Source organism: Pseudoalteromonas undina (assembly GCF_000238275.3).
Classification (GTDB): domain Bacteria; phylum Pseudomonadota; class Gammaproteobacteria; order Enterobacterales; family Alteromonadaceae; genus Pseudoalteromonas; species Pseudoalteromonas undina.
In genome coordinates, this window is the sequence record NZ_AHCF03000004.1 from 375,702 (window position 1) to 391,652 (window position 15,951).

Below are 15,951 nucleotides of genomic sequence, written 5' to 3' on the forward strand. Positions count from 1 at the left end.
ATAGTGTTTTTTGAAGCGCTAAGTTAGTGATTATTCGATTATTACCTATACTAATTGTGGGAATCACTAAATGGATGATTAGTATGGCTAACAATGTCACTCGACGTAAATTTTTAAGTACGCTAGCGGTCGGTGCTGCGACCTCTGCTGTCGCATTTAAAGCGCCGTATGTGTTTGCAAAAAAACCGGTTACGCTTAGAGTCATGGGAACGCATGTAACTTTACAAGAAGAGCTTAGAGTCCGCGCCATGCAAGAGCTAGGTATTAATATTGAATTTACCCCTATGGGGAGTGCGGCCGTTTTACAAAAAGCAGCAGCTGATCCCTCTTCATTTGATTTATATGAACAATGGTCTGACTCAATTAATATATTGTGGCAAGCCAATGCTATTCAACCAATTGAAGTAGAAAGACTAAAATATTGGCAGGAAATAAACCCACTAACCAAAACCGGTAAGTTAGTTCCCACAGCAAAATTGGGCGCAGGTGATGCGCCCAACAAAATTTTATATGTTCAACAAGATGGCTCACTTGGAAGCCAAGCAACTGATAAAATAAGTTTTATGCCTTATGTTCACAATGTGGATTCATTTGGCTATAACACTAATTTTATACCTAAGGGTGTGGCTTACGAGACTGAGTCATGGGGCTGGTTGCTTGAAGAGAGTAACAAAGGTCATGTAGGTTTGGTGAATGCCCCCACCATAGGTATTTTCGATGCCGCATTGGCAGCCCAGGCTCAAGGGCTGATGACATTTAATAATATTGCCAATATGAGTGTTGCAGAAATAGACAAACTGTTTGCAATTTTAATTAATAAAAAGCAAGCAGGGCATTTTTCTGGGTTTTGGACATCGGTGCCACAATCTGTTGAGTTTATGCTTAAAAAGCGCGTGCATATTCAAAGCATATTTTCACCGGGGGTGACTGCATGTAGAGCCCAAGGTTTACCCGTTGTTAATGCATCTCCTAAAGAAGGGTATCGAGCATGGCATGGGGTAATGTGTCTCTCTGCTAATACGGTAGGGCACGTAAAAGACGCCGCTTATGAATATATGAACTGGTGGTTATCGGGCTGGCCTGGTGCATTTATTTCAAAGCAAGGTTATTACATTTCTAATCCAGAACGTAGTAAAGAAATAATTACCACCCCCGAATGGGATTATTGGTACGATGGCAAAGAAGCGACTCAACCACTAGCGGGTACCGATGGCAAAAATATAATTATGCCAGGGCAAATTCGCGATGGCGGCAGCTATGAAAAGCGCTTTTCTAATATTGCGGTGTGGAATACAGTGATGGATAACTACGATTACAGTTTAGATAAATGGTTTGAACTACTAAACGCATAAGGGAATTGAATGCTGAAACAGTTAATTGGTTCTTTATCTATTAAAGTATTATCTTCGTTGGCTATTTTTATTTTAATACAAATAATAGTTTACGTTGTTATTAATGAGCGAACCGACAAAATAGAGCAAGCCAGTAAAAATGTATTGAATATTAATGGGCTGTCAGTTGTTGTATTTGAAATTAACAAAGATATTTTACAGATTCAACGAGATATTTCGGTTTATGGTGTGTCGGGTAGCGAGGTTATTTTTGATAAAATAAAAAGCACTCAGCAAAGTATTCAAGCGCGGTTAATTGAAGCACAACAGCGAATTCAGCAACACAAGATTAAAAACTCATTAAACGCCATGCAATCATTGGTTTTAAATTATGGCAAAAGTATCGATAGTCTTAAAAAACGATATGATGAAAAGTCTAAAATTATTGAGCAACAGTTACCAAATACCTACGAATTAGCATTAACTACCTTAGCAAGCAGGGATCGAGAAACGGCCAAGCTGGGCAAGGATTTATTATTGTTTCAGCTAAAGGATCATTGGCATCATCTGTATCGCAATTCAATCCTGTTTTTAACTCAACGCGATTACGCCAAACGTAGTCAAGTAAAACAGCGGCTACAATTAATTAAACAATTAACCAACAGTGGCGCTACAAACAAAATGATTGGCCACAACAAGGTCGAGCAACTAAATAGTTTAACAACTAAATTCGAGTCTTTATTTGCTCAGGCCATTCAAGCTAATAGAAACTATTTAACCTTAAGTAATATTGTTATTGCCGGTGATTCGGTCGAGTTTTCAGCACTTGCCAAAAAATTGCAAGAAGATGCATTGTTGTTGCTTAGTGATATTTCGAAAACCAGTCAAGAGAGCATTGATGCTGCGCAAACTGTTATTCAAGTGTCGTTATTTTTGTCTGTTACCTTGTTTATTCTTTTCGCTTTATTTTTTCACTTTCATATTATTAAAGCGATTAACAGGCTCACATTTAGTTTTAGATCATTTCTAAATGGTGATTTCTCAGCAAACATAGCTGATATTAACCGTGAAGACGAAATAGGGTTTTTAGCCCAAGCAGCAAATAAATTTAGAGTGCTAAACGAGCGCCTAGTTGAAGCAAAAAAAGCGGCAGAAGAAACATCCCGAATCAAATCTGAGTTTTTAGCTAATATGAGCCATGAAATACGCACTCCCATGAACGGTATTTTAGGCATGGTACAGCTAGTGAGTAATACAGAGCTTGATGCTAAACAAAAACGCATGATTGAGGTTATTAGCTCTTCAGGTAACAGTTTATTGGTTATTCTTAATGACATTCTTGATTTAAGTAAGCTTGATGCCGATAAAATGCTACTAGAAAATAGAGAGTTTAAATTAAGTGCTTTATTGTATGAGCTGGAACAAATTTTTAAATCGCAAGCCGACCATAAAAATATAGAGTTTAAAATAGTAAAAGAAAAAGTAGATTCTGTTGATTTGGTACAAGGCGACGAAACCCGTTTAAAACAAGTACTAATGAATTTATTGGGGAATGCATTTAAATTTACAGAGTGTGGAACAGTAACATTATCTGTTGCTCTAAAAGAGAAAAATAGCAATGAAGTGATGTTACTATTTAGCGTTATCGATAGTGGTATAGGTATTTCACAACATAGTATAAAAACGTTATTTGATGCTTTTACACAAGCTGACACTTCAACAACACGTCGTTTTGGTGGTACAGGGCTTGGATTAACTATCTCTAGTAAAATATTAAACTTAATGGGCAGTAATTTACAAGTAGAAAGTGAATTGGATAAGGGTTCGACATTTTACTTTCAGCTAAGGCTTAATATTCCCATTGCAAATACAAGCGTAAAACAACAAGCACAATTACCCGATGTAAATATTAAAAATAAAGATGTGCAGGTATTAATTGCCGAAGATAATCCGGTAAATCAAATCGTGCTAGAAAGCTTTTTAAAAGCAATGGGTATTAAACATATTATCGTGGCAGATAATGGTGAAATAGCGCTTGAACTATGTACTAAACAACAATTTGATTTAATTATGATGGATATCCAAATGCCGGTAATGGGCGGGCTTTTGGCAACTAAATATATTAGGGAACTAGCCAATTACCACGATGTGCCGATTATTGCCGTTACTGCAAACATCACTGAGAAAGACGAGCCTGAGTACGTGACAGCGGGTATAACTAACACTATAAACAAGCCTATAGAATTCAATAGTTTAAAAGTTATAATTGACCAGTATAGCGAGTAAGAATAAACATCCTATGTGCTTTTATATTTTTTGGTGGTATTGGTTAGCAATACACTCAAAAGTTAAAAGCGCCTTTAGGCGTTTTTAACTTTAATTAGCAATACATATTTTCAGTGGTTTATTCATTATCACCACCAAAATGCTAACTACTGGGTTGTATCTCTAAGTAGCTGTTAATGGTTGATTCGAGTTTTTTGTAGCTAGTTTGAATGAGCTCTAATTTATTCTTCATACTGCCCATGGCATTTTCACTGGCCATTACTTCTAATTCATCAAATAATTTATGCAAGTTAGCCGCACCTACATCACCTGATGAGCCTTTCAAGCCATGACTTAATTTTGATATTTGCGATAAATTATTGTTATTTATTGCATCCTCAAGTTCTTCTAGCTTCATTGGTGTACTCTGAAGGTATAATTCACATACTTTTATAAGAAGCTCTTCATTATTTAATAACCGAGATAGCGCGTTATCTTTATCCCAATCAGGTAAACTTTGACTATCCAAAGTATCAGAAATTGGTTTATTAATTTCGTTAAGCTGATTATTTTCCAATGGAGCTTCTTTTATAAAAGTTGAAGACAACCACTTTGTAGCCGTTGCAACTAATACCTCTGCAGAGATTGGTTTAGTGATGTAATCACTCATTCCCGCATCTAGGCATTTTTGTCTTTCACCCATCATTGCATTAGCAGTCATAGCGACTATGGGAATATCAATATTTTGAGGCGCTGCTTCACCAGCTCTTATTTGTTTTGCTGCATCATAACCATTCAATATAGGCATTTGGCAGTCCATAAATACACAGTGGTATTGATGATTATTGGCCACCGAGTTAACAAGTTTTTCTACTGCTTGTTGGCCATTTGACGCGGTATCTATCTCTAAAGATAAACATGACAATATACCCGCGGCTACTTCTATATTTATTTCGTTATCATCAACGATAAGAACATGTGCCCCTTTAAAGTCAGAGTTATCAGTTTTAACTGAGTCTGATTCACGGCGTTTGTTAATATTAATATTACTGCTACCAGCACTTATTTTATCTTCAAGGCTGCGTTCATCGGCGACTGTTTTTAAAAACTCTGAAATAAGTATTGGTTTAGAAAGTAAGCTGGCTTGCACGTGTCTTGTTTTAATTTGAGGATAACCGCGATTTGCTAATAAAATAACTTTAATTACATGATGATTAGCAATAGTTGGCCACATTTCATCTAAACGTTTTAACAATGTGTCGTCTTGTTCAATAAGTATAAAGTCAGGTAAAGACACGTTTTTTATATCATCTGAAACAAGAGATTGTTGTAATTGTTCAGCTGAAAAACTATTTCCAGAAAAAGCAGCTATTAAATTATTTATGCTGTCGGCTAACTCGTTATTTTTAGTCACAATAGCGAAGCTTTTGTTTTTTAATCGTGGGGCAAAACTATAATGAGTTGTATCATCATTGCTCAGTGTTAGTTTTATGTGAAAACTACTACCTAGAGACTTTTCTGACTCAAAGCTAATTTCTCCTCCCAGCAGGCTGCAAAGCTGTCTGCATATAGAAAGCCCCAGCCCTGTTCCACCAAATTTAGATGCCACGCTTTTATCTTCTTGGGAAAAGGCGGTAAATAATTTGTTCTGGTTTTCTTGTGCAATGCCCACACCGCTATCGGTAACTTTTACGTGAACGGTCACAGTATCATTGCTTGTTTGCTCGCAATAAGCGGTGACCTTTATAAACCCAGTTTCAGTAAATTTAATCGCATTATTTACTAAGTTAGTCAGAATTTGTGAAAAACGATGGGGGTCAGTTGTAATCGTTTTACATTTTAAATTCACAACATCTAAAACAAATTCGAGGCCTTTCTCCTGAGCTTTAACAGCCATACTGCCACAAACACTTTCGATTAATTTTATTAAATTAAACTCTTTAAAGTTCAACTCAAGTTTACCTGCTTCTATTTTAGATAAATCCAAAATATCATTTATTAATACAGATAAAGCACTCACACTCACTTCGGTCATTTCTAAATAGTTTTTTTGTGTTTCACTCAATGGCTCTTTTTTTATTAAGTTTAAAGTACCCACTATGCCATTAAGTGGAGTACGCATTTCATGGCTTATATTAGAAATAAACGCGCTTTTTACTTCACTGGCTTGTTTGAGCTCTTTAGTGCGAATGGCTACTTTATTTTCAAGCTCATGATTTACTTTTATTATTTCATTCTCAATGGTGCGCTCTTTGGTTACATCTCTGGCTATTATTGCAATACCAATAAACATTCCAAATTGATCGATAATGGCTGATAAAGAGAGTGAAAAGTAGCGTTTAGTAGAGCCGTTACTGATACTAGCGTCTTGCTTAAATTGACGAGTACCATCAGTGAACTTTTCAATTATCTCGTTAAAATTTAGCTGATCTATTATTTTTAAATCATTAATTGGTTTTCCAATTGCTTCTAACTCTCCAAGCTTAAACATCAGAGTTGCGGCATTATTCCAACTAGATACAATACCGTTATTGGTAATGCCAATTACCGCATCAGATGAGCCGGTTATAATTGCCTCAGATTGTGCGCGCGCATTTGCAAGCTCTTGGCTTTTGCGAAGACTACGATTGAAAAATGCGAGAATGATAGTTAATAAAATAACCAAAATAAGCAAAAAGGTGTAGAGCTTTGTTCTGCGTTCCATTTCAATATTTTTTATATACTCAACAGGCGCTAAAACGTGGCTAGATAAAAAGTTTTGTTTTTCACCCAGCGCTAAAGTGATTTGTTTTCTTGCAGTGTAATAACTTGTTTGCGCAATGCTTTTTGGTTTTATAAGCGACAATGAGCTATTAGCAACGGGGTTGAAAGTGTAATTATTATTGATGCTAATATCACTACCTAGGTCTTTACCAAAGGTGAAGTTTTTATTTGGATGCAATAAAAAATAGCCGTTACTGTCAGTTAAAGCGATTTCAAATGGTGAATTAATACTGTTGCTAATAATGCTTATTAAGTTATTAGCATTAACGTTAATTATGATAAAGCCAAATCTATTTTGATTTTCATCAAAAATTGGCATAGACAGCCTCAACATCGGGCGATAAGGAAACTCTATTTTACCGTACTCTCTATTCAACGAAATTTCAGACAGATACATTTCGCCATCAGAGAGTTTACTGCTGGCCGTAAAGTACTCTTGCGCTCCTTTATTTTGGAGCTTATTTAAATCTATAACCTCTACTGCACCCTGAACGCGATCAACCCTTACCAGTTCTTGTCCTTTTTTGTTGGTACTGATGATTCTTAGCTGCTCGTAATCGGGGTTATTTTTTAAAAACGCTGCAAATATAATTTCAAGCCTTGTTTTCCATTGAGCATAGGTGGTGTTCTCTAGTGGGTCTACACCTTTGTTATTTGATGCCCTGGCTAAACCTTTGATTGGAGGGGTTGCGTGTAAAAAACGAATATCTCGACGGTAGTTTTCAATAACCTCTTGTGTTTGTGAATTAATAGATTGGTTTTTGTCTATTATTTCTAGTTCTACAGAGCCAAGTACTGAGCGCGATAAACTTGCTTCATTAATAATAATGGCTACAACAATTAAGGTAATTATGGCGGATAAAGAAATAGGGAATAAAAGGGTGTAATTACTTACCTGACGAATTATCCTTTTCTTAAGATTTATTGGCATCCACTACTCCAATTAAAGACCAGCCATTATTTAGCTACCATAAACTTAGAGAGCTATAGGTAATTTATCAAGTTTTACTTTTAATAAAGAGTTTTGTTTTGTATTCATTTATCTCAAATTTAGAACTCTACAAACCCTTTTTGATTGACGCTAATAATATAATGCTTAAGTATATATTTTAGGTAATTGGTGGAGGTTTGGGTTAACTAAGCTAGGCTTTATGTGCATTTGTTTAATTTTTTATGGGAAGTGATTGTGTTAACCACTGTAGATCAAAGCTTTGCGCATCGAGTACTTATTGTTGATGATGAACCCACTAGTTTAATGATTTTAGAGGGAGCTTTATCAGATATTGCAGAAGTTATATGTAGCGATACTGGTTTTGGCGCCATTGAAAAAGCACAGCAGTTCTTACCAGAAATTATTTTATTAGATATTGAATTACCTGATATTAGCGGGTTAGAAGTGTGTAAACGCTTAAAAAACGATCCCAAAACTAGTGGTGTAACAGTAATATTTATTACCTCCCATAATGAGAGTAAGTTTGAGCATTTGTCTTTAGAGTTGGGTGGGATTGACTATATACAAAAGCCCGTTGATCTTAAGGTATGCCGCTTGCGCGTTGGCAATCATCTAAAACTAAAAACACAAGAGCAACAACTAAAACATTCACAGCGTTTACTTGCTATTGAATCAGAAAGATTGCGCGTAACGCTCAACTCGATTGGCGACGCAGTTATAGCAACAGACAAAGACGAAAAAATAACGTTTATGAACCCGATTGCAGAGATGATGACCGGTTGGGTAATGCATGAAGCAGTTGGTAATCATATTTCAGAGGTTATGCAACTACGGGATGCAACCACAAAGCACAAAAGCCTTAATCCAATTTCTATTGCTTTAAAAGAGCAGCGAAGAGTAGCTATGGCGCTTAATTGCCAATTAACGAGCTTAAATGGCAGAATTCATCGGGTTGAGGATTCTGCTTCCCCCATCAGAGATGAAAAGGGGAATATTATTGGCGCGATTATAGTTTTTCATGATGTGAGCGAGTCGATTGCGATGGCTGTTAAGATGAGCCATTTAGCAAACCATGACCAATTAACCGATTTACCCAATCGAATTTTATTACATGATCGCGTTGCGCATGCTTGTCAGGTATCTGTGCGTAATGGTTTTTTAGTGGCGTTAATGTTAATTGATATTGATCATTTTAAATATTTAAATGATACAGAGGGACACCATGTTGGCGACCAAATCATAAAACTGGTTGCTAAACGACTTGAATCTATTGTTGATTTAAATACGACCTTGGCCCGTGTTGGCGGGGATGAATTTGTATTGTTGCTCCCAGATATTAAATCGCCGTGTCATGTTGATGCTGTTGCATCTGATATTTTGTATGCAATGCATCAACCTTTTCGTGTTGATGGAAGAGAGTTTAATTTAACTATAAGCGTGGGAATTAGTATTAATCCAACGGATTCTGATTCTGCCGAATTAATGATGTCGCATGCTGATGCAGCAATGTATAAAGCCAAAGAGCACGGTAGAGATAGATTTTGTTATTTTTCAGATGACTTAGAACATGAGTTTCATCAACGTCAAAATATAGATAAGATTTTAAGAAATGCACTTGAAAATGACACGTTGGAAGTTCACTTTCAGCCCAAACTTAGCCTAAAAAATAAATTAATTATAGGCGCTGAGGCGTTAGTAAGGTTAAGAGATGAGGAGGGGAGTTTAATATCTCCGTTACACTTTATTCCATTAGCTGAAGAGACTGGTTTAATTAATAAGTTGGGTCATAGCGTTTTAAAACAAAGCTGCAGAGCGGCTAAACGCTGGCTAGATAAAGGCCATCCAATTAAAGTTGCTGTTAATGTGGCGGCTAAACAATTTACAGATCCTAAATTTATAGAAAGCGTAGCGCAAATACTTGAGGATACTGAGCTTCCTAGTGGTTATCTTGAATTAGAGGTGACAGAAAGCGCTTTAATGAGTGATTTTGATGAAACAAGTAGAATATTAAACGGACTTTCAAACCTTGGTTTGAGCATAGCGATAGATGACTTTGGAACGGGTTATTCGAGCTTGTCGTATTTAAAACTATTCCCTGTTGATGTATTAAAGATTGACCAGTCATTTGTTAAAGATATGGTTGATGATAAGCAAAGCCTAGATATAGTGAAAGCAATTACCCATTTAGCGCATTCATTGAATTTGAGGATAGTTGGTGAAGGCATTGAAACTCAAGCACAGCTAGATACACTTATTTCGCTTGAGTGTGAAGAAGGGCAAGGGTTTTTGTTTAGCAAGGCTTTACCTGAAAATGAATTTGAAAATCTCATTTTCTGATGGCTACCTTTAGTGCTCAGTGTAACTAGTATTTTTAATTTTAAGATAGCTCACATTCAATTATTTTAACTTCTTACCTTGGGTAATCTTAAAAATCGATTGTTTTAATCTAAACAATCAATTTTATTTAATTCCTCAATAGCCTTATTGTATTAATCAAGCCAACGCACAGGGCGTTAACTTTTTTAAATACACTAAACATAAATGAGGAATACTATGAGCACTTCATTGATTAACACAAAATTACAACCTTTCAATGCAACAGCTTACCACAATGGTGACTTTGTAGAACTCACTGAAAAAGACGTATTAGGTAAGTGGTCTATCTTTTTCTTTTACCCAGCAGATTTCACATTTGTATGCCCAACTGAATTAGGTGACCTTGCAGATCATTATGCACAGCTACAAGAAATGGGCGTAGAGGTTTACTCGGTATCAACAGATACGCACTTTACTCACAAAGCTTGGCATGACACGTCAGACACTATCGGTAAAATTACTTACCCAATGATTGGCGACCCAACAGGACGCATTACACGTAACTTTGGTGTAATGATTGAAGATGATGGTTTAGCTCTTCGCGGTACATTTGTAATGAACCCAGAGGGTGAAATCAAAGTTGTTGAAACGCATGATTTAGGTATTGGTCGTAGTGCTAAAGAACTTGTTCGTAAAGTACAAGCCGCACAATACATTGCCACGCATGACGGCGAAGTATGTCCTGCATCTTGGCAGCCAGGTGAAGACACATTAGCACCTTCACTAGACCTAGTTGGTAAGATTTAAACCTTACCTTCATTAAATTTAGAGTAGCACATAACTCTAATACCAGTGAGCCTACTTGGCTCACTGGGCACTCTCCCACGCCATCACTCTTTTCTAAAATTCGCACATGCACTGATGGCATGGGGGTTCTGCTGTTTTATTTTTCCGTAAGGGGCTAAGCCATGTTAGACAACAACATAAAGAACCAATTAAAAAGCCATTTTGAATCGCTGACTCAGCCTGTTGAGCTGCTTATCGCCTTGGATGACAGCAAAAAATCAACAGAAGTAGAAAGTTTAGCGAATGATTTAGCATCACTAAGCGATAAGTTTAGTGTAAGTAACAATCCAGATACTTCGGCACGCAGACCTTCAATGGTGGTGCATTCGCCACAAAAAAATACTCATATTACCTTTGCAGGGGTACCTATGGGTCATGAATTTACTAGTTTAGTGTTAGCGCTATTACATACGGGGGGGCACCCTAGTAAAGCCAGTCAAGAAGATATTGAACAAATACAAACACTTGAGCAAACACTCAATTTTGAAGTGTATATTAGTTTGAGCTGCCAAACCTGCCCGCAAGTGGTTCAAGCGCTAAATACAATGGCTGCTACAAATAGCAATATCAAAGCCACCATGATTGATGGTGCTCTGTTTCAAGATGAAGTAGAACAACGAAATATATTGGCTGTACCCGCTGTTTACTTAAACGGAGAGCCTTTTAGCCAAGGGGCAATGAGCCTAACCGATATTTTAAATAAAGTTGATAGCAAAGGTGCACAGCGCCAAGCCAAAGCATTGAATGAAAAATCAGTGTTTGATGTTCTTGTCGTCGGTGGTGGGCCAGCAGGTGCTTCGGCAGCTATTTATTCTGCACGTAAAGGGCTAAATACGGGGGTGGTTGCCGATCGATTTGGTGGCCAGGTAGCTGACACATTGGCCATTGAAAACTTTATTTCGGTAAAAGCAACCGAAGGGCCAAAAATGGTGGCTCAGCTTGAAGAGCATGTTAAAGAATATGATGTTGATGTAATGCACAACCAACGCGCGGAAAATTTGCAAAAAGGCAGTAATGGCTATGACATTACTTTAGAAAATGGCGCTGTATTACAAGCTAAATCACTTGTGCTAGCAACCGGTGCACGCTGGCGTGAAATGAATGTACCTGGCGAGCAACAATATAAAGGCCACGGCGTTGCATACTGCCCGCATTGTGATGGCCCATTATTTAAAGGCAAACCTGTTGCTGTAATAGGTGGCGGTAACTCAGGTATTGAAGCGGCTATTGATTTAGCTAACATTGTAGAGCATGTAACGGTGCTTGAATTTGCCGATGCGTTACGTGCCGACGAAGTACTTATTCGTAAAGCAAATAGCTTAAAAAACATTACTATTATTAAAAATGCACAAACTACTGAAGTACTCGGTGATGGTAACAAAGTAATAGGCCTTAATTATACCGATCGTGTTTCTGGAGAAAGTAAGGAGCTAGTTTTAGCCGGTATATTTGTACAAATTGGTTTGATACCGAACACCGAATGGTTAAAAGAGAGTGACCTTGAGCTTAGTCAATTTGGTGAAATACTCATTGATGCTAAAGGTGCAACGTCGTTACCAGGTATATACGGGGCGGGCGATGCGACCAATACGCCATTTAAGCAAATTATTATTGCTATGGGCGCCGGAGCAACTGCTAGCTTAGGAGCTTTTGACTACTTAATTCGCCAAACACCCGATGCAGAGCAAAATGCTGCTTAATAGCGTTTTAGCGTAAGCCTCTTGATAAAACAGCTCTCACCCATAGCTGTTTGTTCACCCAAGCCGCCCTCTCCAAAGGCGGCTTTTTTGTGTGTTATTTAAGTCGGGTAAGGCCTACTAAAATACAAACTGCGCCACCAATAAAGCCAAGCCATGCTTCTACTGGGGTTTCGCCATTGAATGCACGAGTAACTTGTGAAGCTGCAGAATCGTAAACATCATAACCCCACATACCAAGTGCTACGCCAATAACAATAAGTACAATACCAATGATTTTATTTGTCATAATGATCCTTTGTGTTTTTAGTGCAAATTAATCTGGGCGACACTCGTTGTTATAATGTGGCTACGCCCAGTCTTTTTAGTGTATTTGTAATTGCTTCTTCTATCGCTGGCAGTTTAAACGGTTTGGCTATAAACATATCCATGCCTGCTTGCTTACAGTTTAGTTTATCTTGTGAGGATGCATTAGCAGTTAACGCCACAATATAAGTTTCTTGCGAGTCACAGATACCTTGTGCCTTTAGTTGCTTGGTGGCTTCAAAACCATCCATGATAGGCATAATGCAATCCATAAAAATAAGGTCAAAATGCTTTTGTTTGCATTTTAACAGGGCATCTTGGCCGTCAATAGCAAAGTCTGATTTTATATTAAATTTATCCAGTGCTGATTCTAATACCAGGCGATTTATTTCGTTATCATCAACCACCAAAACCGAGAGCTTATTACTATGGTTATTAATAAATTTAAGGCTAGGTTTTTGTGTTTGTTGTTTACCACGCTCAATTGGGATAGTTAAGGTAAAACATGTGCCCACGTTAACCTCACTGGTTACCTCAATTTTGCCATTCATAAAACCAACGAGCTCTTTAACTATGGCTAAGCCTAACCCGGTGCCACCTTTATTGTTGTTAGCATCAACCTCTTGGGTAAAAGGCTTAAATAATGAGTTTAAATACGTTTTACTCATGCCGCGACCCGTATCGGTTATTTTAATTGTAAGTAAAGGGCGCTTTGTATCTAATGCTAACTGTGAATCGAGCGAAACAGAACCACGCTCTGTAAATTTTAATGCGTTACTCAGTAAATTAGAGACAATTTGGCTTAATCGAGAGGTGTCGCAGTATACCCAAACATCATTAGGAATGAGGTTAGTGGCTCGTAGTTCAATGTTTTTATTGCTAAACAATACCGAATATAAAGAAACCAAATCGGTAAATACCGTTTTAAGCAACGAGTGATGAGGTTCCAGTTTTAATTCACCATGATTTATTTTTGAAAAATCGAGTACTTCATTGATAATACTTAATAATATATCAGCACTTCGTAGGGCAATTTTAATTTTTTCAGCCCGCTTGTCATAATCATGTTCATCTATGAGTGTCGCTAACATACCCGTAATACCATTGAGCGGAGTGCGTAGCTCATGACTAATTTTTGCAAACAGCATACTTCTATCTTTTAATAGCTGTTCAGCAAGTGCTTTTTTTTGTTTTAACTCTTCGCGTAGCTTAACGGCTTCGGTTATATCTTGAAAAGTGCCAAATAATCGCACACATTGGCCGTTATTAAACTCGGCCTCACCAAAAGTCGACACCCAAATGCTTTGCTGTTTAGCGGTAACAATTTCCAGCTCTAAGTGCCATTTATCACCCGTAGATATTGCCTTTTCTACCGCTTTATTAATACTGTCTCGGCTTTTACCTGCTTTATAAAATTCAATGGCTTTTTCTATATCTGGAGTATAGTGTTCTTCGGCTTGATGAATACGTCGAGTTTGTTGGCTCCAAAAAATAGTATTTTCTATTAGGTCGACTTCCCATGTACCTATATTTGCTACGTTTTCAAGCTTTAATAAAGTGTCACTATTTTTAGTGAGATTGGCTTTATCCTGATTGCGCGCCAATTCCGAGCCTAACCACTGCGCTAATAATTCAATATAATCATAGGCTTCATCGCTAAAAGGAGCGCATTCTTGAGCAGATGAAAAGTTAACAGTTCCAAATACGTCTTTGCCTATTCGTATAGGCGCACCAATGTACGCTTCTAATTGGAAATTAATATAGCATGGATGATTTGCAATACTACTTTGCGACGCATTATGAAATGCGAGTGCAGAGTTGGCCGACAAGGTATGCGTGCAATAGGTGCCGTTTAATTCAAACTCTGTACCAATTGCAAGAGAATTGTCAGGGGTGATGGCATGTAAAACAATATAAGAATCATTTTTTACGCGGCTGATAATAGCTAAGTCGAGTTGAAAAACATCGAGCCCAAAAGCAAGTAAGTCTGCAATTTTTTGATCAAAGCTTAGCTGCTGATCTGAGACTATATTATGAAAGCATCGAAGAAAATTCACAAAAACCCTTAATTTATTTGGTGTGTACACAAAATTTAATGCAAAAAACACGCCTAAATTTAATCTGTTTTTTGCAATACGACGGGGAACACATCGTTCTTTATTACATTACCCCGTTGGTTTAAAAATTAATAGCTGGAGTAAGCTGTAAATTCAAAGGTTATATCACTGTATACTTCTTATAGGTTGATTTTATAGCTTATGTTCATTTCTCACGCAACCTAGGGCTACCTAGGTAAGTTTTAGCTTCACTTATGCCCATTTGATAGCCTGAATTGAGTATAGCTAGATTTTTAGTGGTGCGGCCGACTTTAAACCCTGCTGGTGGAGCAATAATATTTATTTTGCAATCCGGTGGAGCATTATGCAAAAAATCAATACTGTCATTATATTTTTTAGAACGCAGTATGGCCGCCTCTGCAAGCGCTGGGGTATCTTTATAGAGTTGTTTGGTTAACCACGGAACTTTGTTATCTTTTTTACGATAGCCTAAAGGTTGAGAAAGGATAACTGTTATTTCTGATGCCCCCATTTCATAAGCTTTTTTTACCGGAATAGAATCTGCAACGCCGCCATCGGTCATGGCGATCCCGTTTATTGTTGGATAATCCCGATAAGCTATTGGTATAGCGCAAGAGGCTTTTAATTGCTCTACCATTTCGCTACCTGTTGCTTGTAAGTAATGAGCTTGTCCAGATTCGATTGCCGTTGCAACAATATAAAAGTCGTGAGGGGATTGCGAGAATTCGTCGGTATTTAAAGGAATTTCACGTACTGTTTCTTGCCAAAGCCAGTCTAAATCAAACAAGTGTCCACCTTTAACAAATCGTGGCAAGTTAATAAATTCAGGCCTACAGGAATAATCAGTGATTACTTTGTAGTTTCGGGTTGCTTGCTTACATAAATACGCAGCAACATTTGTAGCACCAGCTGATACACCAAAATAGCTGGTAAAAGGTTGATATCCCTGCTCTAAAAACTCATCAAGTACACCTGCGGCAAAAATACCGCGCATGGCACCGCCCTCAACCACTAATGCGTGCTGGGTATTGTTCATATTAACTTCCATCCTTTGACAATGCACTTATGCTACCAAGTGTGCCCTAACTGTGCGAGCAACTTTTTACTCTGATATGGGACTTTTAAATTGTTTTCTTTAGGCTGTTGGCGAAAAAAAGTAGCTAAAAAGCGCTGACGAAAGCTTAAACCTGATGAAAACCCTGATTGTTTAGCAATTTTATCTATGTTTTGGTTACTCGTTTCTAATGGCTGCTGTGCTTTGGCAAGTAGTTCTGATACACAGTATGGAGAGAGGCCAATGTAAGCAGTCAAGCTAAAGAAAAATCAACAGACTTATTTTTATGTTGCAGTAAGGTATTTTCGATTGCTATTTATATTACATTCTGAGATATTAATTA

Annotated in this window: 10 protein-coding genes; 5 read left to right on the forward strand and 5 right to left on the reverse strand. The window is 37.5% G+C overall.

The window, feature by feature from the left end; genetic code table 11:
• Nucleotides 1–83: 83 nt before the first annotated feature.
• Together PUND_RS16645 and PUND_RS16650 are read left to right on the forward strand one after the other, a co-directional pair.
• Nucleotides 84–1,352: an ABC transporter substrate-binding protein gene (locus PUND_RS16645; RefSeq protein ID WP_010389226.1), complete on the forward strand. Its 1,269-nt coding sequence runs from the start codon at nt 84–86 to the stop codon at nt 1,350–1,352.
• Nucleotides 1,353–1,361: 9 nt separating this feature from the next.
• Nucleotides 1,362–3,617 carry an ATP-binding protein gene (locus tag PUND_RS16650; protein ID WP_010389224.1) on the forward strand — a complete coding sequence of 752 codons (2,256 nt, stop codon included), beginning with the start codon at nt 1,362–1,364 and terminating at the stop codon, nt 3,615–3,617.
• Nucleotides 3,618–3,759: 142 nt separating this feature from the next.
• On the opposite strand, the gene PUND_RS16655 is transcribed toward PUND_RS16650, so the two are convergent.
• Nucleotides 3,760–7,290 carry an ATP-binding protein gene (locus tag PUND_RS16655; RefSeq protein ID WP_010389223.1) on the reverse strand — a complete coding sequence of 1,177 codons (3,531 nt, stop codon included), beginning with the start codon at nt 7,288–7,290 and terminating at the stop codon, nt 3,760–3,762.
• Nucleotides 7,291–7,545: 255 nt separating this feature from the next.
• On the opposite strand from PUND_RS16655, the gene PUND_RS16660 reads away from it, so the two are divergent.
• The 3 genes from PUND_RS16660 (at nt 7,546) to ahpF (ending at nt 12,173) form a co-directional block, all read left to right on the forward strand.
• A complete protein-coding gene (locus PUND_RS16660) occupies nt 7,546–9,648 on the forward strand; it encodes a two-component system response regulator (protein ID WP_010389221.1) in 2,103 nt (700 codons plus the stop codon).
• A gap of 216 nt (nt 9,649–9,864) precedes the next feature.
• On the forward strand, nt 9,865–10,434 hold the full coding sequence (ahpC, locus tag PUND_RS16665) for an alkyl hydroperoxide reductase subunit C (protein ID WP_008115650.1): 570 nt from the start codon (nt 9,865–9,867) through the stop codon (nt 10,432–10,434).
• Between the two features lie 161 nt (nt 10,435–10,595).
• Nucleotides 10,596–12,173 (forward strand): alkyl hydroperoxide reductase subunit F, encoded by a 1,578-nt coding sequence (ahpF, locus tag PUND_RS16670; protein WP_010389218.1) that lies wholly within the window; start codon nt 10,596–10,598, stop codon nt 12,171–12,173.
• 94 nt (nt 12,174–12,267) lie between these two features.
• Here ahpF and PUND_RS16675 read toward each other — a convergent pair whose 3' ends face one another.
• The 4 genes from PUND_RS16675 to PUND_RS16690 all read right to left on the reverse strand — a co-directional run bounded on the left by PUND_RS16675 (nt 12,268) and on the right by PUND_RS16690 (nt 15,865).
• Entirely contained in the window at nt 12,268–12,459 is a 192-nt protein-coding gene (locus PUND_RS16675; protein ID WP_008115648.1) for a DUF3185 family protein, read from the reverse strand.
• A 49-nt stretch (nt 12,460–12,508) separates the two neighbouring features.
• Nucleotides 12,509–14,533 carry a hybrid sensor histidine kinase/response regulator gene (locus PUND_RS16680; RefSeq protein WP_010389214.1) on the reverse strand — a complete coding sequence of 675 codons (2,025 nt, stop codon included), beginning with the start codon at nt 14,531–14,533 and terminating at the stop codon, nt 12,509–12,511.
• A 205-nt stretch (nt 14,534–14,738) separates the two neighbouring features.
• Nucleotides 14,739–15,590: a patatin-like phospholipase family protein gene (locus tag PUND_RS16685; RefSeq protein ID WP_010389213.1), complete on the reverse strand. Its 852-nt coding sequence runs from the start codon at nt 15,588–15,590 to the stop codon at nt 14,739–14,741.
• Between the two features lie 32 nt (nt 15,591–15,622).
• Nucleotides 15,623–15,865, reverse strand: a complete 243-nt coding sequence (locus tag PUND_RS16690) for a hypothetical protein (RefSeq protein WP_010389212.1) — start codon at nt 15,863–15,865, stop codon at nt 15,623–15,625.
• Between the last annotated feature and the right edge of the window lie 86 nt (nt 15,866–15,951).

Coding starts and splice junctions, on each gene's coding strand:
- PUND_RS16645 (WP_010389226.1), top strand. CDS start 84: ATGGCTAACAATGTCACTCGACGTAAATTTTTAAGTACGCTAGCGGTC.
- PUND_RS16650 (WP_010389224.1), top strand. CDS start 1,362: ATGCTGAAACAGTTAATTGGTTCTTTATCTATTAAAGTATTATCTTCG.
- PUND_RS16655 (WP_010389223.1), bottom strand. CDS start 7,290: ATGCCAATAAATCTTAAGAAAAGGATAATTCGTCAGGTAAGTAATTAC.
- ahpC (WP_008115650.1), top strand. CDS start 9,865: ATGAGCACTTCATTGATTAACACAAAATTACAACCTTTCAATGCAACA.
- ahpF (WP_010389218.1), top strand. CDS start 10,596: ATGTTAGACAACAACATAAAGAACCAATTAAAAAGCCATTTTGAATCG.
- PUND_RS16675 (WP_008115648.1), bottom strand. CDS start 12,459: ATGACAAATAAAATCATTGGTATTGTACTTATTGTTATTGGCGTAGCA.
- PUND_RS16685 (WP_010389213.1), bottom strand. CDS start 15,590: ATGAACAATACCCAGCACGCATTAGTGGTTGAGGGCGGTGCCATGCGC.